The following is a 21,446-nucleotide window of genomic DNA, read 5'->3' as shown; positions in this document are numbered from 1 at the left end:
TGTGTACTCCGAGGGTTGACGGAAAAAAAAGAGGGCGTTCGGGCGGGCGTTACTGCGCGAGGTAATCGAACACGACCTCGCCCATGCCAAGGGTCAGGTCTGCAATGATGTGTCGGGCTTCGACAATCTCCAGCACGGGCAGTTCGGCCACGGGTGCCAGCGCGTGGTGGGCCAGCTCCAGCGACGCCGGACCCGTCCAGGCGCCTTTCATGTCGACGTCGATCAGGTAATTGCGTGACAGTTCGCAGATGCGCGCGGTCTTGCCGTCCACATGCGGAATGATCTTGAGCAGAAAGTTAGGGCGCTCCAGGCGACGTTTCTGCTCGGCCAGGTCCAGCTCGCGGTGTTTGTAACCCATGGTGCCGGTTGCCACGCGCACGGGGCCGTAGTCGAGCGTGCCGATCAGCGTGTCCTTGTCCGTCACGAGCCTGGGCGTGGCGAGCTTCTTGGGAAAGCCCCACATTTCACGTCCGCCTGCCAGGGGCGGATGGTCGTCCAGATACATCGCGAGCGTGTACGTGCCGGGCTTGCCTTCGTAGGTGACGGGAATCACCTGGCCGCTTTCGGTGTAATCGCCAAAGCCGGTGGAGTCGGCCATGCGGATGAACTCGTAGGCAACCAGCGGTTCGGGCACTTCCAGTGGTTCCGGCACCATGGCGCGCAGCTTGGCCGGGTCGGTGCGGTACGTGATGATGAAGAATTCTCGGTGGATGAAGCGGTACGGGCCGGGCGGGTAAGCGGGGCTCGTGAGCGGCATCGCGAAGGCGGTTTCTCGGACGGTCTTGATGTCCATGGCACTCCTTGTGCATGAGGGCGTTAGGGATCGGCTACGACGCAAGAGAACGGTAGGCGATGACGCATCCTGTCGGTCATTTGTGACGGTATGCACCTCGCTGCATATTGACTTGATTGCGTAGGCAATTATCGTAACGAGAGGCCGCTCACTATGGACAAATCCGCAATGCTAGTTGACGCCAACAATGCATTGTTGTGCCGCTCGGCAGGGTGGCCCGTTCAGGCGTGCGAGAGAAATTCCCAGAGCGCCGGTTCGGCGGAGTACGCCACGTTGAAACGCAACCACGCGCTGGGCTCGTCATGCGGCCTGAAATACTGCCCCGGCGCGAGCCAGATGTTGTGGTCGATGGCCCGATTGGCCAGCGCGGAGGCATCTGCGTGGCCCGGCAGCCGCGCCCACAGGAAGAGGCCGCGCCCCGGTGTATCGAACAGTTCGGCACCATGTTGGCGCATGAGGGCTTCGACGTGCGTGTGGGCCTCTCCAAGCCGCGCAATCAGCCGCGCCACGTGTTCGGCATAAACGGGGCGGGTGACGAACGCATGCACGATGCGCTCGGTGATCTCCGATGAGGTGAGCGCCACAGCCATCTTGGTACGTGCCAGCTCACGCGCGATAGCGGCATCGGCCACCACGTAGCCCGCGCGCAATGAGGGCGAGATCGTCTTGGAGAAGCCGCTCACGTACAGCGTGCGGCGCAGGCCGTCGAGCGCAGCCAGCATCGGCGCGGCAGGGTCGGCCAATTCGCGGTGCAGATCGTCTTCAACGATCCAGAGGCCGTGCTGTTCGGCCAGTTGCAGCGCGCGGTAGGCGTTCTGAGCGGTCATCGACGAGCCGGTGGGGTTCTGCAGCACGGAACTGGTGAAAAGGGCGCGCGGCCGGTCGGCATCGTCCGCGCGGAGGATGGTCTCCAGTGCCGTTGTGTCGAGCCCATCCGGTGTGCGCGGCACCCCGACCACGCGCAGGCCGGCCAGCTTGAGCACCTGGAGCACGTTGCAGTAGCCCGGATCATCCACGGCCACGACGTCGCCGGCTTTGAATAATGTGCGGACGATCAGATCGAGCGCCTGCGTGGCGCCGCTGGTCAGCAGCACTTGCGAGCGTTCCACCGGCAGCCCCCGCAGCGCAAGCGACTGCGCCACGTATTCGCCCAGCGGGGCGTAACCCCACGGGTGCCCGTAGCCCGCCACCCGCAGAGCGGAAACACGGCTCACCGCGCGCATGGCTTCCTGCACGCCGCGCTCGTCCAGCCAGTCGTTCGGCAGCCAGCCGCAGCCTGGTTTGATAGCGATGGAGCGATCGGCAAACACATCCGAGAGCAACCACGCCGCGTTGAGCGTGGGCGGCTCCCAGCGCGGGGCCACGGGCGCCGGTTGGGTGGGTGCGCGCGCTGCCACCAAGTAGCCCGAGCGTGGCCGCGCCACGATGGCGCCCAGTGCCGCCAGCCGTGTATAGGCCTCCGCCACCGTAAAGGTGCTCACATCGTGGGCCTGGGCCAACTTGCGCACGGAGGGCAGCCGCGTGCCGGGCAGCAGGGTATGGTTGTCGACCGCCGCACGAATGCCTTGGACGATCTGGTCGACCAACGTACGCTGGGGATGAGAAGGATCGAGTTCGAGTTGCATGTTGCGATGCGGTATGGGAGCGGTGGTCGGCGCCTATACAGTTTCTTATAGAACCGCCATCTGTGCATGTCCGTGTCACGCCCGACTCTGTACAGTTTGCTCCAACGGCTGGCTCGCCAGTCCATTCCCTTTCCGCTGTTTTTTCGGAGTGACCGATGAAACCCGCACCGCACCCGCTGGAAACCACCGATCTGTCCTACTTCTGGATGCCGTTCACGGCCAACCGCCAGTACAAGGCCGCACCGCGCTTGCTGACGTCGGCCCAGGGCATGTACTACCGAGACGGCGACGGCCGCGAAGTGCTGGACGGCACGGCGGGCCTCTGGTGCGTCAACGCCGGTCACTGCCGCAAGGAAATCGTCGATGCCATCGCCATGCAGGCGGCCACGCTGGATTTCGCACCCACCTTCCAGATGGGCCACCCGCTGGCGTTCCGTGCGGCAGAAAAAGTCGCCGAGATCATGCCGGAAGGTCTGAACCGCATCTTCTTCGTCAACTCGGGTTCGGAAGCGGTGGATACGGCGCTCAAGATTGCGCTGGCGTACCACCGAGCACGGGGCGAAGGGCAGCGCACACGCCTGATCGGCCGCGAGCGCGGCTATCACGGGGTGGGTTTTGGCGGCATCTCGGTGGGCGGTATCTCGCCGAACCGCAAGGCGTTCTCGGCAAACCTGCTACCCAGCGTCGACCACCTGCCGCACACGCATGCGCCTGAGCACAATGCGTTTTCCAAAGGCCAGCCGGCCTGGGGCGAACACCTTGCCGACGAGCTCGAGCGCCTTGTGACGCTGCATGACGCGTCGACCATCGCCGCCGTCATCGTCGAGCCGCTGGCAGGTTCCACGGGCGTGCTGGTGCCGCCCAAGGGCTATCTGCAGCGTCTGCGCGCGCTGTGCGACAAGCACGGTATCCTGCTGATCTTCGATGAGGTCATTACCGGTTTTGGCCGCCTGGGCGCGGCAACGGCGGCCGAGTTCTTTGGCGTGACGCCCGATCTGCTGACGATGGCCAAGGGCATCAACAACGCTGCCGTGCCGATGGGCGCTGTGGCCGTGCGTCAGTTGGTGCACGACACCGTGGTCGACGCCGGCGCGCCAGGCGCGATCGAGCTGTTCCACGGCTACACGTATTCTGCGCACCCGCTGGCTGCGGCCGCGGCGGTGGCCGCACTGGATCTGTATCGCAGCGAAGGATTGTTCGAGCGCGCGCGTGCGATGTCGCCGGTGTTCGAAGCAGCAGCGCATTCGGTCAAGGGTGCGCCGCATGTGAAGGACATCCGCAACCTCGGCCTCGTGGCCGGCATCGAGCTGGAATCGCGGCCGGGCGCGGTGGGTGCGCGCGCTTACGAAGTCTTCCTGAAATGCCTGGAGCGTGGCGTGCTGGTGCGCTACACCGGCGACATCCTGGCGTTCTCCCCGCCGCTGATCATCGAAGAGGCGCAAATCGCGCGCATCTTCGACACCGTTCGTACCGTTCTGCAAGAGGTAGCCTGAAATGAACCGACCGATTGATCCCGCCGTGACGGAATCCGTTATCAGCCATTACATCGGCGGGCAACGCCATGCCGGTAGCAGCACGCGTAGCGCCGATGTGTTCAACCCCGCCACGGGCGCTGTGAGCGCGCAGGTGCTGCTGGGCGGTAAGTCCGAAGTGGACGCCGCCGTGGCCGCGGCGCACGCGGCCGCAGCCGACTGGGCCGAGACCTCGCCGCTCAAGCGCTCGCGCGTTCTGTTTAGGTTTAAGGAGCTGCTCGACCAGAACCAGGATGCCCTGGCCGCAGCCATCACGCGGGAGCACGGCAAGGTGTTCTCCGATGCCAAGGGCGAAGTCACGCGCGGCATTGAAGTGGTCGAGTTCGCGTGCGGCATTCCGAATCTGCTCAAGACCGATTTCACCGACAACATTGGCGGCGGCATCGACAACTGGAACCTGCGCCAACCGCTGGGCGTGGTGGCCGGCATCACGCCGTTCAACTTCCCGTTCATGGTGCCGATGTGGATGGCGCCGGTGGCACTGGCGTGCGGCAACACGTTCATCCTCAAGCCGAGCGAGCGCGATCCGACCCCCAGTCTGATGATTGCCGACCTGCTCAAGCGGGCTGGCCTGCCCGATGGCGTGTTCAACGTTGTGCAGGGTGGCAAGGATGCCGTCGATGCGCTGCTCGAGCATCCGGATGTGCAGGCCGTCTCGTTCGTCGGCAGCACGCCCATCGCCGAATACATCTACGCCGAGGGCACCAAGCGCGGCAAGCGCGTGCAAGCCCTGGGCGGTGCAAAGAACCATCTCGTGGTCATGCCCGATGCCGACCTCGACCAGGCGGTGGATGCGCTAATCGGTGCCGGCTACGGTTCTGCCGGCGAGCGTTGCATGGCGATCTCCGTGGCCGTGGCAGTGGGTGACGTGGCTGACAAGCTCGTCCCGCGCCTTGCCGAGCGCGCCAAGGCACTCAAGATCGGCAACGGCATGCAAGCCGACAGCGAAATGGGTCCGCTGGTGACGGCCGCGCACAAGGCCAAGGTTGAAGGCTATATCGCCAAGGGCGTGGAAGAGGGCGCCAAGCTGGTGGTGGACGGCCGCGGCCACACGGTCGAGGGTCATGCCGAAGGCTTCTTCACGGGCGGCACGCTGTTCGACCACGTCAAGCCTGGCATGACGATCTACAAGGAAGAGATCTTCGGTCCGGTGCTTTCGGTGGTGCGCGTGCATGATCTTGCCGAGGCGGTGAACCTGATCAACGCGCACGAGTTTGGCAACGGCGTATCGTGCTACACGAGCGATGGCGGCGTGGCACGCGCATTTGCGCGGCAGATCCAGGTGGGCATGGTCGGGATCAACGTGCCGATTCCGGTGCCGATGGCGTGGCACAGCTTTGGGGGCTGGAAGCGCTCGCTGTTCGGGGACCACCACGCCTATGGCGAAGAAGGTGTGCGTTTTTACACGCGTTACAAGAGCGTGATGCAACGCTGGCCGGATTCGATTGCCAAGGGCGCCGAGTTCGTGATGCCGACAGCCAAGTAAGCGGGTGCATCACCCATGAGAAAGGGAGGCAATGCCTCCCTTTTCTTTTGACCATGCCGAGTTGAAACCGGCGTGTCATATTGGTTTGATGTTGACGGCGATCAGTTCGCCATCGGGCCCGATCTCCACATCAAAGCTGACGCGCTGGCCTTCATGGAATGTCTGCGAGCGCGAAAACTGGATTTCCGAATCCCGAATGAAACTCGGGGCAGCATGCATTTCTGCAGCTGCCCCGGCGGGCGGATCATATTGAACGGCGTTCTCTTCAATTCGGCTGGCCATTGCATGCTCCCAATAGGGGGTTCGTCAAACCAGGCCACCGCTTCCGGCGGCCATCCGACTGCTTGATGGCAAACACGTACTGAACAACCTGCCTGGCGGAATATCCCGGCCAATACACGCGCGAGGAAACCCCGCGCGGCAAGCCAAAACCGGGCTACCGCGCCCGCGTGCTCCTAGTTACTGGGGCACGATGTTCGAAGCTTGCTTGCCCTTGGGGCCTTGCGTGACTTCGAACGACACCTTCTGACCTTCCTTCAGGCTTTTGAAGCCTGCGGAGTTGATAGCAGAGAAATGTGCGAAAAGGTCTTCGCCGCCATCATCCGGGGTAATGAAGCCGAAACCCTTTGCGTCGTTAAACCACTTGACGGTACCAGTAGCCATGATTTTGAGTCGTGAAGTTGAGAAATCGATCGGCCGCCGGCCAAATACAAACGCAGCAGGCAGACCCGGCCTAACCGGCCAAACGATCGTTTGGTGAATATATGCTTGGCGCGTCTCCCCGTCAAAGTCTGTTTTTTTAAGCTTTCTTTTCGAACCGGGCGGGCCCGTCGTTTTCTGGCGCTCAGCAGGGTTGGCGCAGGCTTGCCATCGGTGCAAACACCGGCGCAAAACCTGGCGTTTTCACCTAAGCTTTAGTGGCTTCTGCCGCACTCGGCTCGCCCCGTAGAATCGGTGCCGCAGACGGCGCACGAAAATTGCGTGCGCCCCCGTCGTTCCAGTCGCAGCCTACCCATGACGACCGCCGCAGCCAGTAAAACCAAGAAAAATCCCGCGTTGATGGCCACCATGGTGGGCGCAATCGGCGTGGTCTTCGGGGACATCGGTACCAGCCCCCTGTATGCACTGAAGGAATGCTTCAACCCCGAGCATGGGGTCCCGTTTTCCGATCAGACCGTCTTCGGCATCCTATCGATGCTGTTCTGGGCGATGACGCTGGTGGTGTCCGTTAAATACGTGTTGTTCGTCATGCGCGCCGACAACAACGGCGAAGGCGGCATCCTCGCCCTGACGGCGCTGGCCATGCGCGCAAGCAGGGGAGGCGCCCGGTTCACACGCACATTGATGCTGCTCGGCCTGCTCGGCGCCGCCATGTTCTATGGCGATGCCGTCATCACACCTGCCATTTCAGTGCTCTCCGCCATTGAAGGCATGGAGATCATGGCCCCCGCGCTACAGAAGTGGGTGTTGCCCCTGGCGCTGATCGTGCTGATTGCCCTGTTCTTGATTCAAAAGCAGGGCACGCACGTGGTCGGGCGCCTGTTCGGGCCAATCATGGTGATCTGGTTCGTGCTGCTGGGGCTGATGGGGTTGGCTTCGGTGGTGAAGTCGCCGCAGATATTGGTGGCGTTGAGCCCTGTGTACGCCATCGAGTTCGGATTCCGGCATACGGTGCTGGCGTTCATCGTGTTCGGCTCGGTGTTTCTGGCGCTGACCGGCGCTGAGGCGCTGTATGCCGACATGGGCCACTTTGGCGCGCGCCCGATCCGCTACGCGTGGTTCTACATTGCCATGCCGTGCCTGCTGCTGAACTACTTTGGCCAGGGCGCTTTGCTGCTGCGCGAGCCGAGCGCGGTGCAGAACCCGTTCTTTCTGCTGATGCCGAACTGGGCCGTGGGCCCGATGGTGGTACTGGCCACGGCGGCCACCGTCATTGCGTCGCAGGCTGTCATCTCCGGAGCGTTTTCGATGACGGCGCAGGCCGTGCATCTGGGCTATGCGCCGCGCATGAAGATTCTTTACACGTCGGATGTGGAGATCGGCCAGATCTACGTGCCGATGGTCAACTACATGCTTTTGGTGCTGGTGGTGGCGGTGGTGCTGGCTTTCGGCAAGTCCGACAACCTGGCCGCGGCCTACGGTATTGCGGTAACGACCACCATGGTGCTGACGACGGGTCTGGTTACGGTGGTCATGCGCAACGCCTGGAAGTGGCGCCTGTCGCTGGTGGCCCCCCTCGGCGCGGTTTTCCTGGCGGTGGATCTATCGTTCTTCTCAGCCAACCTGCTCAAGATTGCCGCGGGTGGCTGGTTCCCGTTGCTGCTGGGTGGCTTGATCTTCTTCCTGATGGTGACGTGGCACTCGGGCACGCAGCTGTTGAAGGCGCGCAATGTGGAAGGCGGCATTCCGCTCGAGCCGTTCATGGAGGGGCTGCTGCGCCATCCGCCGTATCGTGTGGACGGCACGGCCGTGTATCTCACCCCGAGCATGGATTTCGTGCCCTTGGCGTTGCTGCACAACCTCAAGCACAACCACGTGCTGCACAAGCGCGTGCTGTTCATCCACTTCCGCACGCTGGCCGTGCCGTATGTGGACCCCGCCAAGCGCCTGGTTATCAAAACCATTGGCGACGACATCCACACGGCCGTGGTCGATTTCGGCTTCAAGGAAACACCGGCCGTGGACGAGATCGTCCGCAACGTGGGTGAGCGGCTTGGCATCGTTTTTGAAGATATGGAAACCTCGTTCTTCATTACGCGTGCCACGGTGGTGCCGTCGCCGCTGCCTGGCATGGCGATGTGGCGCGAATCGCTGTTTGCCTGGATGCAGCACAACAGCGCCAAGCCGTCGGACTTTTTCCGGATTCCCGCCAACCGACTGGTTGAGCTGGGGAGCAAGGTGGAGATTTAGCCCTGCGCGTGCAGTGCGCTACGCAAACCGCGTCACGCTCTCGCCCCGGCAGAACGCCAGCAGTGTCAGCTGTCCGGCCTTGGCGTGGCGGATCGCCAGCGAGGACGGCGCGGAGATTGTTGCCAGTAGCGGCAACTGCACCTGCACGCACTTGCGCGTCAGTTCGAAGCTTGCGCGGCTTGTCATGACGATGAACCCGTCTGCGGGGCGGATGCCGAGCCGGGCGAGCCGGCCGATCAGCTTGTCCAGCGCGTTGTGACGGCCCACGTCTTCCAGCACATGCAGCGGCGCGTTGCCGTCCGCAGGTACCCAGCCCGCGGCATGCAAGCCGCCGGTGAGCGCGTTGGCCGGCTGATGCGCCGTCATCGCGTGCATGGCGTCCAGCACTTGTGCGTCGGTCAATGACGCCATCCATGCAGCCGGCACAAGCGGTGTCGGTGCGTCTTCAAAGGTCTGCAGGCTTTCAATGCCACACAGGCCGCAGCCGGTCGGGCCGACCAGCGCGCGGCGGCGTTCCTTCAGCCGCACGAAGCAATGCGAAGCGATTTCCGCATGCACCTCAAGCCCATGCGGATGCGTTTGAACATCTGCGCCACGCCAATCGGCGCGACTGTCGATGATGCCTTCGGACAGCGCGAAGCCCAATGCAAAGTCTTCCAGGTCGGCTGGCGAGGCCATCATCACCGCATGTGTGATGCCGTTGAAGACCAGCGCGACCGGTGCTTCATCTGCGACGGCGGTGGACGCGTCTTCTTGCGTGCCGGTGCGCGTGCGTTTCGTCGCGGTGGTGGAAACGACGGGCATTCCGGCGGGGTGGCGGGGCAGAAAAGTCATGCGGTGAAATGGGGCAAAGCGCGGCCGGCATCGAGCAGCACGATCAGCCAGCGTGTGTCGTCCATGGCGACGCGCAGCAGGCCGGCGTCAGCCAACGGATGCAGCGCGCGCAGCACTGTGCTGGCGCGCTCGCCCACGCGCTTGGTCAGCCAGGGTAGCGAGACCGGCTTGGCGGCGTCGGTCTCGCGCAATGCGGCCAGCAGCGCCAGTTGCAGCGCAGACCACGCCGGCTCGGTTGGCATCAGGCTTCTGCCGTGTTGGCCGCTTGGGACTCAGCGGTGCGCTCGACCTGGCTCGGCACGAGCATCACCGGAATCGACTTTGACGTCGGCGTGCGGGCCTGGTCAGCCACGGAAGAGAGCGGCACCAGCGGATTCGTCTCGGGGTAATACGCTGCCAGGCAGCCGCGCGGGATGTCGTATGCCACCAGTCGGAAGCCATCGGCGCGGCGCGTGGTGCCGTCGTCTGACAGCGTCACCATGTCGACCCACTCGCCGTCTTTCATGCGGATCGTGTGCAGGTCTTCCTTGTTGATGAAGACCACGCGGCGCTGGCCGAACACGCCGCGGTAGCGGTCGTCCATGCCATAGATGGTGGTGTTGTATTGATCGTGCGAGCGCACCGTGGCCAGCGTAAAGACCGTCGTATCTGCATGGCGCTCGCGGGCGCGGTGGACCGGCGTGTCGGTCGGCACGGCGTGCGTGTGGAATTCCGCCTTGCCCGACGGCGTGCTCCACACACGCTCGGATGCAGTGTTGCGCAGACGGAAACCGCCCGGCACGCGAATCTTCTCGTTGAAGCCGGCAAAGTCGTCGAACACGGCTTCAATGCGCTCGCGGATGCGGTCGTAGTCTTCCACCAGCCAGCGCCATGGGATGGTGCTCTCGGGCAGCGTCGCTTCCGCCAGCCGCGCCACGATGGCCGGTTCCGACAGCAAATGCGGCGAGGCCGGCGGATTGATGCCCGCCGACATGTGCACCATGCTCATCGAGTCTTCCACGGTCACGCCTTGCGTGCCGCCGGCCTGTTGGTCGACTTCGGTGCGGCCCAGGCACGGCAGGATCAGCGCTGCCTTGCCATGCACGATGTGGCTGCGGTTGAGCTTGGTGGTCACGTGCACGGTCAGGTCGCACTGGCGCAGGCCGGCCCACGTGGCAGCGGTGTCCGGCGTGGCCGCCGCAAAGTTGCCGCCCATGGCGAAGAACACGCGCGCGGCGCCTTGCTGCATCGCTTCGATGGCGCCGACGGTGTCGTAGCCATGTTCGCGCGGCACCTGGATGCCGAAGACCTTTTCCAGCCGATCCAGGAACGCAGGGGCGGGCTTCTCGTAGATGCCCATCGTCCGGTCGCCCTGCACGTTGCTGTGGCCGCGCACCGGGCACGCGCCGGCGCCCGGGCGGCCGATGTTGCCCCGCAGGAGCAACAGGTTGACGATCATCTGGATCGTCGCGACCGAATGCTTGTGTTGCGTGATGCCCATGCCCCAGCAGGCGATGACGCTGCCGGCCTTGATGTAGGTATCGCCGGCCTGGCGGATTTCGTTTTCCGGCAGGCCCGATTCGGCTTCGATGGTCGCCCACGATTCTGCGCGCACGTCGGCGGCAAAGGCGTCGTAGCCGCCGGTGTGTTGCGCGATGAAGGCGTGGTCGATGATGGCGGGCTCTCCGCGGCTACGTGCCACGTCGTCACGCTCGATCACGTGTTTGATGACGCCTTTCACCGTTGCCAAGTCACCGCCGATGCGAACCTGGTGGTACTCCGTGCTGATGCGCGTGGAGCCCAGCGTCAGCATCTCGATCTTGCTTTGCGGATCGGCAAAGCGCTCCAGCCCGCGCTCGCGAAGCGGGTTGAACGAAACAATCTTGGCGCCGCGCTTGGACGCTTCGCGCAGCTCACCGAGCATGCGCGGGTGGTTCGTCCCCGGGTTCTGGCCGAAGATGAAGATGGCGTCCGCCTTGGTGAAATCGTCGAGCGTGACGGTGCCCTTGCCAACGCCGATGCTGCCCCGCATGCCCGTGCCGGAGGGCTCGTGGCACATGTTGGAGCAGTCGGGGAAATTGTTCGTGCCGTAGGCGCGCACGAACAACTGGTAGAGGAAGGCCGCCTCATTGCTGGTGCGGCCGGAGGTGTAGAAGATCGCCTGGTTCGGATCAGGCAGCGCGCGCAGGTGCTGCGCGATCAGCGCGAAGGCGGCGTCCCATTCGATCGGGATGTACTTGTCGCTGGCCGCGTCGTAGACCATCGGGTGCGTCAGACGCCCTTGGTCTTCGAGTGCGTAGTCGGACCAGTCGGCCAACTCCCGCACGGTGTGCTGTGCGAAGAACTCCGGCGTGGTGCGGCGGGAGGTGGCTTCGGCCGCCACAGCTTTGACGCCGTTCTCGCAAAATTCAAACGTGGAGGCGTGGTCGCGATCAGGCCAGGCGCAGCCGGGGCAGTCGAAGCCGTCGGGCTGGTTGGCCGACAGCATCGTCTTGGCGCCCTTGGCCGCGATGCCCTGCGACAGCAGTTGATGTGCAACGCTTTTAAGCGCGCCCCAGCCACCGGCCGGATGACGGTAGAACTCGATCTTCTGGTGCTTCATGGGTGGCGGGGCGGCTTCGAATCAGGTGTCAGGAGAACAGAACGGCAGCTTTTTGGAGTGTAATCCAAACCCCCCAGCCCAACGGCAGGCCCACGGCGGCCCAAGCCAGCACCACGGCCACGGCCGAACCAGGATGCGCCTTCCATTCCAGCGACGTTTCCGGTGCGATCACCGACGGCGTCGGGCTCTTGGTTGCCGCAGCGTGACGTTGCTCGTCGAGTTGCGCTTCGGTCATGAAGTGCTTCGCGTTGACCGGGCGCACCAGCAGGTTGCAGATGAAGCCGAGAATCAGCAGGCCGGCCAGGATCATCATCGTGATGTCGTACACGGCTGCGCGTTCCACGCCATGGGCGATCTGGTATTCGCGCAGGTAGTTCACCAGCACAGGGCCCAGAATGCCGGCCGTCGACCACGCCGTCAGCAGGCGGCCGTGGATGGCGCCCACCATTTGCGTGCCGAACATGTCAGCCAGGTACGCCGGCACGGTAGCAAAACCGCCGCCGTACATCGACAGGATCACGCAGAAGGCCAGTGCAAACAGCGCGATATTGCCTGTGTGCGACGTCCACGGAATCGATGCGTACAGCACGAAGCCGAGCACGAAGAAGACCGCGTACGTCATCTTGCGGCCCAGGCGGTCCGACAGCGATGCCCAGAAGAAACGGCCGCCGATGTTGAACAGGCTCAGCAGACCCGTGAAGCCCGCAGCGATGGCCGCGATCTGGCCCTTCTGAGCGGCGGTCAGTTCCATGAACGAAGTCGTCACGCCAAGCAGCTTGCCGCCAAACACTTCCTGCAGCAGCGGCGAGGCCATGCCGAGCACGCCAATACCGGCCGAGACGTTCAGGCACAGCACGGCCCAGATCAGCCAGAACTGCGGCGTCTTCAGCGCTTCGTTTGCGTGCACGTGGCGTTGCGTGACCATCGTGTCCTTCGCCTTGGTGGGCGAGGGTGTCCAGCCGGCCGGTTTCCAGCCCGTGGGCGGCACGCGGTAACCCAGCGCCCCCGCCATCATGAACACGAAGTAGATGCCAGCCAGCACAATAAACGTTTGCGACACGCCGACCGATTCGGGCGTAGCAAACACCTTCATCAGGCGATCAGCCAGCGGGGCGCCGATCATCGCGCCGCCGCCAAAGCCCATGATGGCCATGCCGGTGGCCATGCCGCGCTTGTCCGGAAACCACTTGATCAGCGTCGACACGGGGGAGATGTAGCCCAACCCCAGGCCGATGCCGCCGATCACGCCCGAGCCCACCCACAGCAGCCACAGTTGGTGCATCTGGATGCCGAGCGCGGAAATCAGCAAGCCGCCGCACCAGCACACGGCCGACACGACGCCAGCCTTGCGCGGGCCGACGCGCTCGAGCCAGCCGCCCCACATGGCTGCGGATGCGCCCAGGAAAACGAAGAACAGCGTGAACATCCAGCCCAGGCTGGACACGCGCCAGTCACAGGTGGTGGTGAACAGCTCGGCGATCAGCGAGACATCGGCGCCGCAGGTGAGCGGCTTGGTGATGCCAAGCGCGCGGCCAAGCGGCAGCCAGAAGACTGAGAAACCGTAGGCCATGCCAATGCACAGATGGATGGCCAGTGCGGCAGGCGGAACCAGCCAGCGGTTGAAACCAACCGCGGCGACGGTGCGCTCGCGCGAAAAAAATGGATGCAGGACTGCTTCGGACATCGAATCCCCCCGGATAAGTTGAGCCCGTGTTGTGACGTACGTAGTGAAACGGTGCGGCCGCGCCGGTCATGGCCGGTGCGTGCCAGGCGGCGGCAGTTGGAGTGCGCCGACGTTGCCCGCGAAAGATAGTGGGGCAGCGTGTCCTAGATCAATAGTTGTAATCACCCGTTGTATTACGAGTCACGCAATTTACAGCCTAATCAATTAAGTTATGTTTAATAAAGCATAACTTAACTAGACCAAGGGTGACGCTGCTCCGCAACCGATGGCTTGCGGAGCGTGGCGCGCCGTTAGCCCACCACCGGCGCGTCTGGCCAGGGGCAGGCGTTGGCCTGCTGGCGGAATTCATCGGCCAAGGCGCGCAGGCAGGCGAGGGCAGATTCCATTTCTTGCGCACGCTGCTGATAGGGCCCGATGCTTTGCGCAGCGCGCTCGATGCGGCGGGCAGCATCGCCAATCGGTTGATGCCCCAGCATGCGTGCGGAACCGACGATGCGGTGCGCCGCTTCAACGATCTGTGCGTCCTCGCCGCCGCGGATGGCGTTCTCCAGGTTGGCGAGATCCTGTTCTGCCGTCTCGCAAAATAGATCGACGATAAAACGCCATTGGTGCAGATCATTGCCAAACAGCTCGATGAGCGTGTCGACGACCTGCGGCGGGAACTTGGCGGCGACGCTGGGGGATACGTTGGGCGTGGGGAGCATGGTGGCGATGCGTGCGATAGAACCAGAGGCGCACTCTGCTCGCCTCGGCTACGCGTCACCATGAGATTGGTCCGATTCTGGTGTGAGCCCAAATGAAAACGGGCGCATCGCTGGCAAAGCGATGCGCCCGTTGCGCTTTCAGCACATGCGGCTTAAGGCAGCATGGCCGCTGTGGGATTGACGTCCGCATCGCGCGAGGGCGGCCGGCGATGACGGTGCGCCCACGTGAAGACCACCGGCAGCACCAGCAGCGTGAGAATCGTCGTGGTGACCATGCCGCCGACGATCACCAGCGCCAGCGGCCGCTGTGCCTCCGAGCCGATGCTGTGCGACAGCGCGGCGGGCAGCAGGCCCAGGCCCGCCAGCATGGCCGTCATGATCACCGGGCGCAGGCGCAGTGCGGCGCCGTCCACCGTGGCTTCCCGCACGTTTTCGGATTGCGCCAGCCGATTGACGTATGAGATCAGGATCACCCCGTCCTGGATGGCGATGCCGAACAACGACAGAAAGCCAATCCCCGCCGAAATCGACAGCGTCTCATGCGCGATATGCAGCGCCAGCAGCCCGCCGATGGCGGCAAACGGCACATTCAGCACCACCATCAGCGCATCCTTGAAGTTGCCGAAGGTGCTGTACAGCAACAGGAAGATCACGAGAATCGTCAACGGCACGATCACCATCAGCTTGCTCTGGGCGACCTTCATCTCGTTGAACTGGCCGTCCCACTTGACGGTGTAGCCCTCGGGCAACTGCACGCCGTTGCCCACCACGCGCTGCGCTTCGTCCACCGCGCTGCCCAAATCGCGCCCACGCACGCCGAACTTGATGGCGATGTAGCGCTTGCCGAGTTCGCGGTAGATGAAGAACGGGCCGTCGGTCATTTCCACCTTGGCGATCATCGACAGCGGAACGTGCTGGCCGTCGGGCGTATCGATCAGCAGTTCGCGGATGGCGTCGTATGACGCACGTGCCTGCTGGTTCAGCCGCACCGCCAGGCCGAACGATTTCTCGCCCTCCAGGATTTGCGTGACCGGCGCTCCGCCAATGGCGTATTGCACGAGGTTCTGCACATCGCTCACGTTGATGTTGAAGCGCGCAGCGGCCTGGCGGTCGATGGAAACGTTCAGCGTCGGCTGGCCCAACTCGCGGAAGATGCCCACGTCCACCAGTCCGTGCACCTTCTTGAGCTGCGCCTGGATTTCGTTGGCTTTGGCTTCGAGCACATTCAGGTCATTGCCGAACAGTTTGACCGAGTTCTCGCCCTTCACGCCCGAGAGCGCTTCATCCACGTTGTCCTGGATGTACTGCGAGAAGTTGTATTCGATGCCCGGAATCTTCTCCAGGCGCTTGGACAGGCGCTCGACCAGCTTCCCCTTCGTCATGCCGGCGGGCCATTGGTCAGGCGGCGCGAAGTACAGGCCGTATTCCTGGTTGAACACGCCGGTGGAATCGGTGCCGTCATCGGGGCGGCCGATCTGCACCGAAACCTGATTGATTTCCGGCTGCTTGACGAAGTACGCGCGCAGGTCGTTGGCCACTGACGACGAGTAGTCCAGGTCGACCGTGTTGGGCAACGTAATGCGTAGCCACAGGTTGTTTTCTTCCAGCGTCGGGAGGAACTCGGTACCGAGGAACGTGGCGCTATACAGCGTCAGAACGAGCGCCGTGATGGCCGTGGCAAAGACGGCCATCGGGCGTGCAATGAGCTTGCGCAGCAACGGCTTGTACCAGCGCAGAATCGCCGTAATAAACGCCGGCGAATGCGGATGCAGCGTCTTGCCGAAGACGAACGACGTGGTGGCCGGCACGAAGGTCAGGCTCAGCACGATCGACGCCATCAAGGCAAAGCCCATCGTGAACGCCATCGGCTTGAAGATGATGCCTTCCACGCCGCCGATGAAGAACAGCGGCGAATACGCCACGATGATGATGCCCGTAGAGAAGATCATCGCGCGCTGCACTTCGCTGGTGGCCTTGATGATGGCATCGTCGAGTTTCTCGGCGCCTTCTTCCAGATGCCGCATGATGTTTTCCATCACGATCACGGCTGCGTCGACAATCACCCCAAAGTCGATCGCCCCGAGCGAGATCAAATTGGCCGGCACATGGAAGTGTTCCATGCTGATGAACGACACGCACAGCGCCAGCGGAATCACCGCCGCCACCACAGCCGCCGCACGGAAATTGCCCAGGAAGACGAACAACACCGCCAGCACCAGCGAGATGCCCACCACCAGCGTGTGTTCAACTGTGCCCATGGTGATGTCGAGCAGCACCTGGCGGTCGTAGAACGGCTTGATCTGAACGCTCTTGGGCAGGATGCCGTTGTTCAGTTCCGTTACCTTTTCGCGCACCTTGGCCAGCACCTCGCTGGCGTTGGCGTCGCGCTTGAGCAGCACGATGCCTTCCACCACGTCGGGCTGGTCGTTGTATTGCACCTGGCCCAGACGCTGCACGTTGCCGACTTCCACCTCGGCAATATCGCGCACGCGCACCGGCACGCCGTTGTTGGCGGCCACCACCACGTTGCGGATATCGTCCACCGTCTGCAGCAGGCCCACGCCGCGCACGACGAACTGCTGCTCGCCGTCTCGCAGCAGGTTGCCGCCAGTGTTGTTGTTGGCGTTGCCGATGGCCGTGATGAGCTGCGACAGCGTGATGCCGTACGACTGCAGCTTCGCCGGCGACGGCACGATGTGATACTCCTTCACCTTGCCGCCGAAGGAGCTGACATCCGCCACCCCCTGCACGTGCTTCAGCTCTTTGGTGATGTCGTAGTCCTGATAGCTCTTGAGCGTGGTCAGGTCTACGCCGTTGCCCACGAGGCGAAAGCGCATGATCTCGCCCGTGGCGTCGGAGTCGGGGCTCAGCGACGGCTGCACACCGGTCGGCAGATTGGCTGCCGCCACGTATTGCGAGAAGTTCTGCCGCGCCTTGAAGCTGTCGGTGCCTTCCTTGAACTTGAGCGTCACCACCGACAGCCCGAACAGCGATACCGAGCGGAACGACTGCACATCCGGCACGCCAGCCAACGCATTCTCGATCGGGATGGTGATCTGCTGTTCGACTTCGGTCGTGCTGCGGCCCGGCCATTGCGTGATGGCCTGCACCGACAACGGCGCCACGCCCGGATACGCCTGCAGCGGCAGCTCGCGGAACGCCAGCACGCCCGCCACCAGCAGCGCGATCGCCAGGAAGACAATCAGCAGCCGCCGCTTGAGAATGCCCGCGATGGGGTTGAAGCCCATGCCTACGCCCCCGCCTTGACGATCATCTCGTTGAGCAGCGCGGCGCCGCGCACCACTACCTGCGACGAAGCCTCAAGTCCGGCCGTCACGGCAAAGTTGCCGTCGGTGCCGGTGTCTTTGCCGTGCACTTCCACGCGCTTGAAATGCGTGGCATCGCTCTGCACGATCACGTAGTAGCTGCCGTGGTCTTTCACCAAGGCGGCCTTCGGTACCACCGTGGCCTGGCCGCTGCCGGTCTGGATGCGCGCCGTGGCGTACATCTCGGGGCGCAGCAGGCCGTCGGTGTTGGGCACGTCGCAGCGTACCGTCAGGGTGTGCGTTGCCGGGTCGATGTTCGGGGCGATAAAGCTCACGCGGCCGGTGAACTCGCGGTCCGGATATGCCGAGGTATGCAGCGAGATCGGCTGACCGATACGCACGCTGGCAATGTCGTTCTCATAGACATTGCCCGTGAACCACAGCACACGCGTATCGACGATGCTCATGAACGAGTCACCCACGTTCAGGAAGGCGCCCGGGTCCATGTTGCGCTTGACGATCGTGCCCGAGATGGGCGCGCGCAGCGTCAGGTGTTCAGCCGGCGTGCCGCGCTTGGCGATCTGCGCGACATCGGCATCGGACATGCCCAGCACATGCAGGCGGCCTGCCGCGGACTGTACGGTGGCGTCCGCATCGTCCTGCAGATCCTTCATGTTGGAACCCTTGAGCTGGCGGGCGGTATTCAGCGCCAGCAGATATTCCTTCTGCGCGGAGATGAAGTCTGGCGAGTAGAGCTGCGCAATCGGCTGCCCCTCGCGCACCAGCGCACCTTCGAACAGGAGAATCTGGTCCAGCCGCCCAGCCACGCGCGCCGATGCCAACTTGGTGCGCTCGGCGTTGTAGGCGAGCTTGCCGGGCGTGGACAGCTCCACTGGCACCGAAAGCTGACTGACCTGTGCAACCTTCACCTGCTGCGGGTCGAAGCCGCCGGAAGGAATTTCCACGGAGTCGGGTTTCGGACGTGCCGGCGTAGCCGGAGCGGATGCCACGGTAACAGCGGGTTTCGCGGTCTCGGCGGGCGCAGCGGCGGGCCATTTGCGTCCGACCACCACACCAACAGCAAGGGCTGCGGCCAAGGCGATGACTGCAACAACGGGAGAGAACTTCTTCATGATGTTATTGAGCTTGAACCGGCGAGCGACCGGTGGCCGCGAGCAGCGCGTGATAGGCCTGCAAGGCCGTGGCCTGAGCCTGGGCGACCGACAGTTCTGCGTTCCTGAGCGCGCCCTGGGCGGTGAGCAGGTCGTTGAAATCAGCGTTGTTGCTGGCGTAGTTGGTCATCGTCACGCGATAGGCCGCCAGCGCTTGCGGCAGTTGCCGCTGCTTGTTGAAGTCGAGTTGGGCGAGCGTCTGGCGCAGCGTGTTATAGGCGGTGTCGACGGCCAATAGCGTCTGCTGGCGCACCGACACGTCATTCGCCTCGGTGGCGATCTGGCTTTCCACCGCCTGATTCACGCCGTACTTCTCTTTGGTCAGGAACCAGAACGGAATGATCACGTCCAGCTCGATCTGGTAGCTGTTCGGGCGCACGCCATACGGCGGGTTGTCCGTGGTGACGGTGGCGATGACCTGGAAGTCGGGCAGGTAGGCCTTGCGCGCCAGCGTCACGCTCTTGCGTGCGGCGTCCATCAGGTCTGCCGACGCCTTGATCGACGGGTGCTCGCGCAGTGCCTGGTTTTCCAGCTCGGGCAGCGGCTCTTCCGGCAGGTGTACGGACTCGTCGTCGGCCCGCAGCACGAGCGGGAAGCTCGGCTCCTTGCCAATGAGCGTGTTGAGGGTCTGCAGCGTGCTGTCGTACTGACGCTGCGCGGCAAACAGGTCGTTCTGCGCGCTGCTCTGCATGACCTGCGCGTTGAGGAAGTCGGCGTAGGCAGCGGCATTGTTGGCGTAGCGCACGCGCGTGATCTGCTTGACCTGCTCCAGGCGCGTGATGGTCAGCTTCTGTACATCGATCTGCTTCTGCAGCGCGATCGCCTGGTAGTACGTAGTGGAAAGCTGCGCGTAGAGCTGCAGGTACAGCGCGTCGTTTTGCGCGTTCAGCGATTCCGCCTGGCGATCGGCAATCTCAGCGGCCAGCGCTTTCTTGCCCGGAAACGGGATCTGCTGCGTCAGGTTGTACTGGCTGCCGCCCGCGCGGTTGACCGCCAGCGGAAAACCCTTCGGGATGCTGTTCCAGATGTAGCCGAGCTGCGGGTTGTTGGGCGCGGCAAGTTGCGGGGGGATCGATTTGGCCGACAGGTAGTTATGGCGCGCCTGGATCAACTGCGGGTTGTTGCCTTTCAGCTCCTGCAGCAGTTCGACGAGGTTGAAGCCCGCGCCCGTCACGCCCGGAACGGAAGGCTTGATCGACGGCATGGTCGCCACCGGCATGCTGGCCGCAGCCGGTGCCGGCGCAGGCGTGGCTGCCCAGGCAGCGGCAAATGGCAGGCAGGCCACCGCGCACAGCACGGCCCTCGCCCGTGGATGGAACGCACCCCGATGTTTCACTGCAGCAGACTCCCCTTGAGACGGGAGCGTTTTTACCGACGCGAACTTTCAAGCGCCTTTCACGACTCAGCAAGCCGTCAGGGCGTGGAGAAAACGCGCCAAACCCGCCCTGTGGCGGGAGTCTGCGACAGTCATATGACAAGACGTGTCGGAGTCTCAGGTCGGTGCAAGCGGGCATGGTATCCCGACGCGGGCAGCGAGTGCATCACGCGTGGCCTGCAAGCTGGCGATGCGGACATCGATGGCGGCAAGTTTCTCCCGCAGTAGCGCCGTAACAGCGGCATCGGTGTCGGGTTGCTGCCACACCTGCGACATCCCTTCGCCAATTTCTGCCAGCGTGAAGCCCAGTTGCTGAGCCGTGCGCACGTAGTTCACGAGTTCCACGGTTTCGGGCGGGTAAGCGCGGTAGCCGTTACTGCGGCGTCGCGCCCGGATCAGGCCGCGTGCCTCGTAAAAGCGCAGGCCATCCCGCGAGACGCCGGTGGCGGCGGCCAGGTCGCCGATGGAAAGGTCGCCGGTATGCGCGTTGGAAGCGGAAGCGGGAAGTGCAGCAGGCATGGTGGCTTGGAAGAGTGGGGCGGCCGAGCGCTTGACCTTGGAGCGTACACCAAGCTTTACCGTGGCGACTCCTTCACTTCATTCCTGGAGTTTCACCATGGTTTCTGAATCGACCTTCCTGCGTGTGGTGCGCGCCAGCGGCTGGTATGACCTGATCGTGACTGCACCGTTTGCCACGCCGTGGACGTTTGCCCTGTTGCATCAAGCGCTCACTGCATTGGCGCATGCGCTGGGTATCGGCCGCTTGCCGGCATTTGAGCCAGAGCACCTGCTGATGGCCAATCTGATGGGGTCGGTGGTGTGCGTGTGGTCGGTGCTGCGCATCCGACAGCCGAGTGTGGCGCTGGGCCGGTACGACGCCGCGGCACGCGGCCTCTTTGCAGCGTGGCAGGCCTATGCGCTGGCATCCGGCGCCTCGCTGCTGGTGTTGCCGTTCCTGATTGCGGAGATCGGCTTCGGCCTGCTGCAATCGGTGCCCGTGGGCCGCTTGCCAGGGCGGACGGGCACACAGGCAGCTTAAGTGCTTGAACGCGTTAGCGCGCGGCCGGGGCGCTGGCCGGTGCCGCCGGCGGCAAGCCGGCCGGGATGTACGGGCCGCCGCCCAGCACCTGCATGCGCGAGAGCACGCGCAACTGGTTGTCGAGCTTGGCCGAGTCAACAAAGCGTTTGACGTCGTCACCAGCCCGTCGGGCCATTTCGGGGGTATCGACCCAGCCCGTCAGCGTGACCTTGCCGTCTGGGGTAGAGCGGATGCGGATCTGGCGCGTGCTGAGCGCTGTGTCCTGATCCAGCGCCGCCTTGACCTGGTACGACAGCAGCGAATCGTCGAGCATGCGCGCGCCGGTGGTGTTCGGGCTATCGCCCCACGCGCAGGCAGTGAGAACAGTTGCGGCGGCGATTGCAGCCAACACACCGGTTGAGGCAGCGAAGGACAACTGACGGAAGCGCATCGATGCTCCTGAAGA

Annotated in this window: 18 protein-coding genes; 4 read left to right on the top strand and 14 right to left on the bottom strand. The window is 63.7% G+C overall.

The features are described 5' to 3' along the window. Window positions 1-49 precede the first annotated feature (49 nt). Window positions 50-793: an acetoacetate decarboxylase gene (locus DOD19_RS21815; RefSeq protein ID WP_112188070.1), complete on the bottom strand. Its 744-nt coding sequence runs from the start codon at window positions 791-793 to the stop codon at window positions 50-52. A gap of 221 nt (window positions 794-1,014) precedes the next feature. Next, complete coding sequence (locus DOD19_RS21810) at window positions 1,015-2,418, bottom strand: PLP-dependent aminotransferase family protein (RefSeq protein WP_024978711.1); 1,404 nt, start codon at window positions 2,416-2,418, stop codon at window positions 1,015-1,017. Window positions 2,419-2,573: 155 nt separating this feature from the next. Here DOD19_RS21810 and DOD19_RS21805 point away from each other — a divergent pair, with 155 nt between their 5' ends. Both DOD19_RS21805 and DOD19_RS21800 read left to right on the top strand, forming a co-directional pair. Further along, a complete protein-coding gene (locus tag DOD19_RS21805) occupies window positions 2,574-3,911 on the top strand; it encodes an aspartate aminotransferase family protein (RefSeq protein ID WP_024978712.1) in 1,338 nt (445 codons plus the stop codon). Window position 3,912: 1 nt separating this feature from the next. Then, window positions 3,913-5,436 carry a CoA-acylating methylmalonate-semialdehyde dehydrogenase gene (locus DOD19_RS21800; protein WP_112188068.1) on the top strand — a complete coding sequence of 508 codons (1,524 nt, stop codon included), beginning with the start codon at window positions 3,913-3,915 and terminating at the stop codon, window positions 5,434-5,436. A 75-nt stretch (window positions 5,437-5,511) separates the two neighbouring features. Here the strand turns inward: DOD19_RS21800 and DOD19_RS21795 are convergent, their stop codons facing one another. Beyond that, complete coding sequence (locus DOD19_RS21795; protein WP_024978714.1) at window positions 5,512-5,718, bottom strand: cold-shock protein; 207 nt, start codon at window positions 5,716-5,718, stop codon at window positions 5,512-5,514. A gap of 177 nt (window positions 5,719-5,895) precedes the next feature. Beyond that, window positions 5,896-6,099, bottom strand: coding sequence for a cold-shock protein (locus DOD19_RS21790; protein ID WP_004627322.1), 204 nt, complete (start codon window positions 6,097-6,099; stop codon window positions 5,896-5,898). Window positions 6,100-6,450: 351 nt separating this feature from the next. Between DOD19_RS21790 and DOD19_RS21785 the strand changes: the two genes are divergently transcribed. Further along, window positions 6,451-8,346, top strand: coding sequence for a potassium transporter Kup (locus tag DOD19_RS21785; protein WP_024978715.1), 1,896 nt, complete (start codon window positions 6,451-6,453; stop codon window positions 8,344-8,346). Between the two features lie 18 nt (window positions 8,347-8,364). Here the strand turns inward: DOD19_RS21785 and fdhD are convergent, their stop codons facing one another. The 9 genes from fdhD to DOD19_RS21740 form a co-directional block, all read right to left on the bottom strand. Continuing rightward, window positions 8,365-9,180, bottom strand: a complete 816-nt coding sequence (fdhD, locus tag DOD19_RS21780; protein ID WP_112188065.1) for a formate dehydrogenase accessory sulfurtransferase FdhD — start codon at window positions 9,178-9,180, stop codon at window positions 8,365-8,367. Further along, window positions 9,177-9,422, bottom strand: a complete 246-nt coding sequence (locus DOD19_RS21775; RefSeq protein ID WP_024978717.1) for a hypothetical protein — start codon at window positions 9,420-9,422, stop codon at window positions 9,177-9,179. The genes fdhD and DOD19_RS21775 overlap by 4 nt, the downstream gene beginning before the upstream one ends. Beyond that, window positions 9,422-11,761, bottom strand: coding sequence for an FdhF/YdeP family oxidoreductase (locus DOD19_RS21770; RefSeq protein ID WP_112188063.1), 2,340 nt, complete (start codon window positions 11,759-11,761; stop codon window positions 9,422-9,424). Before DOD19_RS21770 ends, DOD19_RS21775 begins: the two co-directional genes overlap by 1 nt. A 28-nt stretch (window positions 11,762-11,789) precedes the next feature. Beyond that, a complete protein-coding gene (locus tag DOD19_RS21765; protein WP_112188061.1) occupies window positions 11,790-13,445 on the bottom strand; it encodes an OFA family MFS transporter in 1,656 nt (551 codons plus the stop codon). A gap of 290 nt (window positions 13,446-13,735) precedes the next feature. Continuing rightward, on the bottom strand, window positions 13,736-14,149 hold the full coding sequence (locus tag DOD19_RS21760; protein ID WP_051541542.1) for an Hpt domain-containing protein: 414 nt from the start codon (window positions 14,147-14,149) through the stop codon (window positions 13,736-13,738). 152 nt (window positions 14,150-14,301) lie between these two features. After that, window positions 14,302-17,397 (bottom strand): CusA/CzcA family heavy metal efflux RND transporter, encoded by a 3,096-nt coding sequence (locus DOD19_RS21755; protein ID WP_112188059.1) that lies wholly within the window; start codon window positions 17,395-17,397, stop codon window positions 14,302-14,304. A 2-nt stretch (window positions 17,398-17,399) separates the two neighbouring features. After that, window positions 17,400-18,548 carry an efflux RND transporter periplasmic adaptor subunit gene (locus tag DOD19_RS21750; protein ID WP_112188057.1) on the bottom strand — a complete coding sequence of 383 codons (1,149 nt, stop codon included), beginning with the start codon at window positions 18,546-18,548 and terminating at the stop codon, window positions 17,400-17,402. A 4-nt stretch (window positions 18,549-18,552) separates the two neighbouring features. Beyond that, entirely contained in the window at window positions 18,553-19,923 is a 1,371-nt protein-coding gene (locus DOD19_RS21745; protein WP_024978722.1) for a TolC family protein, read from the bottom strand. Window positions 19,924-20,079: 156 nt separating this feature from the next. Next, a complete protein-coding gene (locus DOD19_RS21740) occupies window positions 20,080-20,481 on the bottom strand; it encodes a MerR family transcriptional regulator (RefSeq protein ID WP_112188055.1) in 402 nt (133 codons plus the stop codon). Window positions 20,482-20,578: 97 nt separating this feature from the next. On the opposite strand from DOD19_RS21740, the gene DOD19_RS21735 reads away from it, so the two are divergent. After that, the gene (locus DOD19_RS21735) at window positions 20,579-21,001 is read left to right on the top strand and encodes a hypothetical protein (RefSeq protein WP_024978724.1); all 423 of its coding nucleotides are present in this window, start codon (window positions 20,579-20,581) and stop codon (window positions 20,999-21,001) included. A 13-nt stretch (window positions 21,002-21,014) separates the two neighbouring features. Here DOD19_RS21735 and DOD19_RS21730 read toward each other — a convergent pair whose 3' ends face one another. Beyond that, window positions 21,015-21,431, bottom strand: a complete 417-nt coding sequence (locus tag DOD19_RS21730; RefSeq protein ID WP_024978725.1) for a BON domain-containing protein — start codon at window positions 21,429-21,431, stop codon at window positions 21,015-21,017. Window positions 21,432-21,446 lie beyond the last annotated feature (15 nt).

The sequence above is a fragment of the Ralstonia sp. GX3-BWBA genome (assembly GCF_003290055.1).
GTDB classification, from domain to species: Bacteria; Pseudomonadota; Gammaproteobacteria; order Burkholderiales; family Burkholderiaceae; genus Ralstonia; species Ralstonia holmesii.
Note: the sequence above shows the minus strand (reverse complement) of the source record. Positions and strands in the feature narration are given on the sequence as shown.

Bases quoted from the DNA above. Each gene is read 5' to 3' on its own strand.
- DOD19_RS21775 (WP_024978717.1), bottom strand. From the start codon at position 9,422: ATGCCAACCGAGCCGGCGTGGTCTGCGCTGCAACTGGCGCTGCTGGCC.
- DOD19_RS21795 (WP_024978714.1), bottom strand. From the start codon at position 5,718: ATGGCCAGCCGAATTGAAGAGAACGCCGTTCAATATGATCCGCCCGCC.
- DOD19_RS21790 (WP_004627322.1), bottom strand. From the start codon at position 6,099: ATGGCTACTGGTACCGTCAAGTGGTTTAACGACGCAAAGGGTTTCGGC.
- DOD19_RS21770 (WP_112188063.1), bottom strand. From the start codon at position 11,761: ATGAAGCACCAGAAGATCGAGTTCTACCGTCATCCGGCCGGTGGCTGG.
- DOD19_RS21800 (WP_112188068.1), top strand. From the start codon at position 3,913: ATGAACCGACCGATTGATCCCGCCGTGACGGAATCCGTTATCAGCCAT.
- DOD19_RS21815 (WP_112188070.1), bottom strand. From the start codon at position 793: ATGGACATCAAGACCGTCCGAGAAACCGCCTTCGCGATGCCGCTCACG.
- DOD19_RS21735 (WP_024978724.1), top strand. From the start codon at position 20,579: ATGGTTTCTGAATCGACCTTCCTGCGTGTGGTGCGCGCCAGCGGCTGG.
- DOD19_RS21750 (WP_112188057.1), bottom strand. From the start codon at position 18,548: ATGAAGAAGTTCTCTCCCGTTGTTGCAGTCATCGCCTTGGCCGCAGCC.
- DOD19_RS21730 (WP_024978725.1), bottom strand. From the start codon at position 21,431: ATGCGCTTCCGTCAGTTGTCCTTCGCTGCCTCAACCGGTGTGTTGGCT.
- DOD19_RS21760 (WP_051541542.1), bottom strand. From the start codon at position 14,149: ATGCTCCCCACGCCCAACGTATCCCCCAGCGTCGCCGCCAAGTTCCCG.
- DOD19_RS21755 (WP_112188059.1), bottom strand. From the start codon at position 17,397: ATGGGCTTCAACCCCATCGCGGGCATTCTCAAGCGGCGGCTGCTGATT.
- DOD19_RS21810 (WP_024978711.1), bottom strand. From the start codon at position 2,418: ATGCAACTCGAACTCGATCCTTCTCATCCCCAGCGTACGTTGGTCGAC.
- DOD19_RS21805 (WP_024978712.1), top strand. From the start codon at position 2,574: ATGAAACCCGCACCGCACCCGCTGGAAACCACCGATCTGTCCTACTTC.
- DOD19_RS21740 (WP_112188055.1), bottom strand. From the start codon at position 20,481: ATGCCTGCTGCACTTCCCGCTTCCGCTTCCAACGCGCATACCGGCGAC.
- DOD19_RS21765 (WP_112188061.1), bottom strand. From the start codon at position 13,445: ATGTCCGAAGCAGTCCTGCATCCATTTTTTTCGCGCGAGCGCACCGTC.
- fdhD (WP_112188065.1), bottom strand. From the start codon at position 9,180: ATGACTTTTCTGCCCCGCCACCCCGCCGGAATGCCCGTCGTTTCCACC.
- DOD19_RS21785 (WP_024978715.1), top strand. From the start codon at position 6,451: ATGACGACCGCCGCAGCCAGTAAAACCAAGAAAAATCCCGCGTTGATG.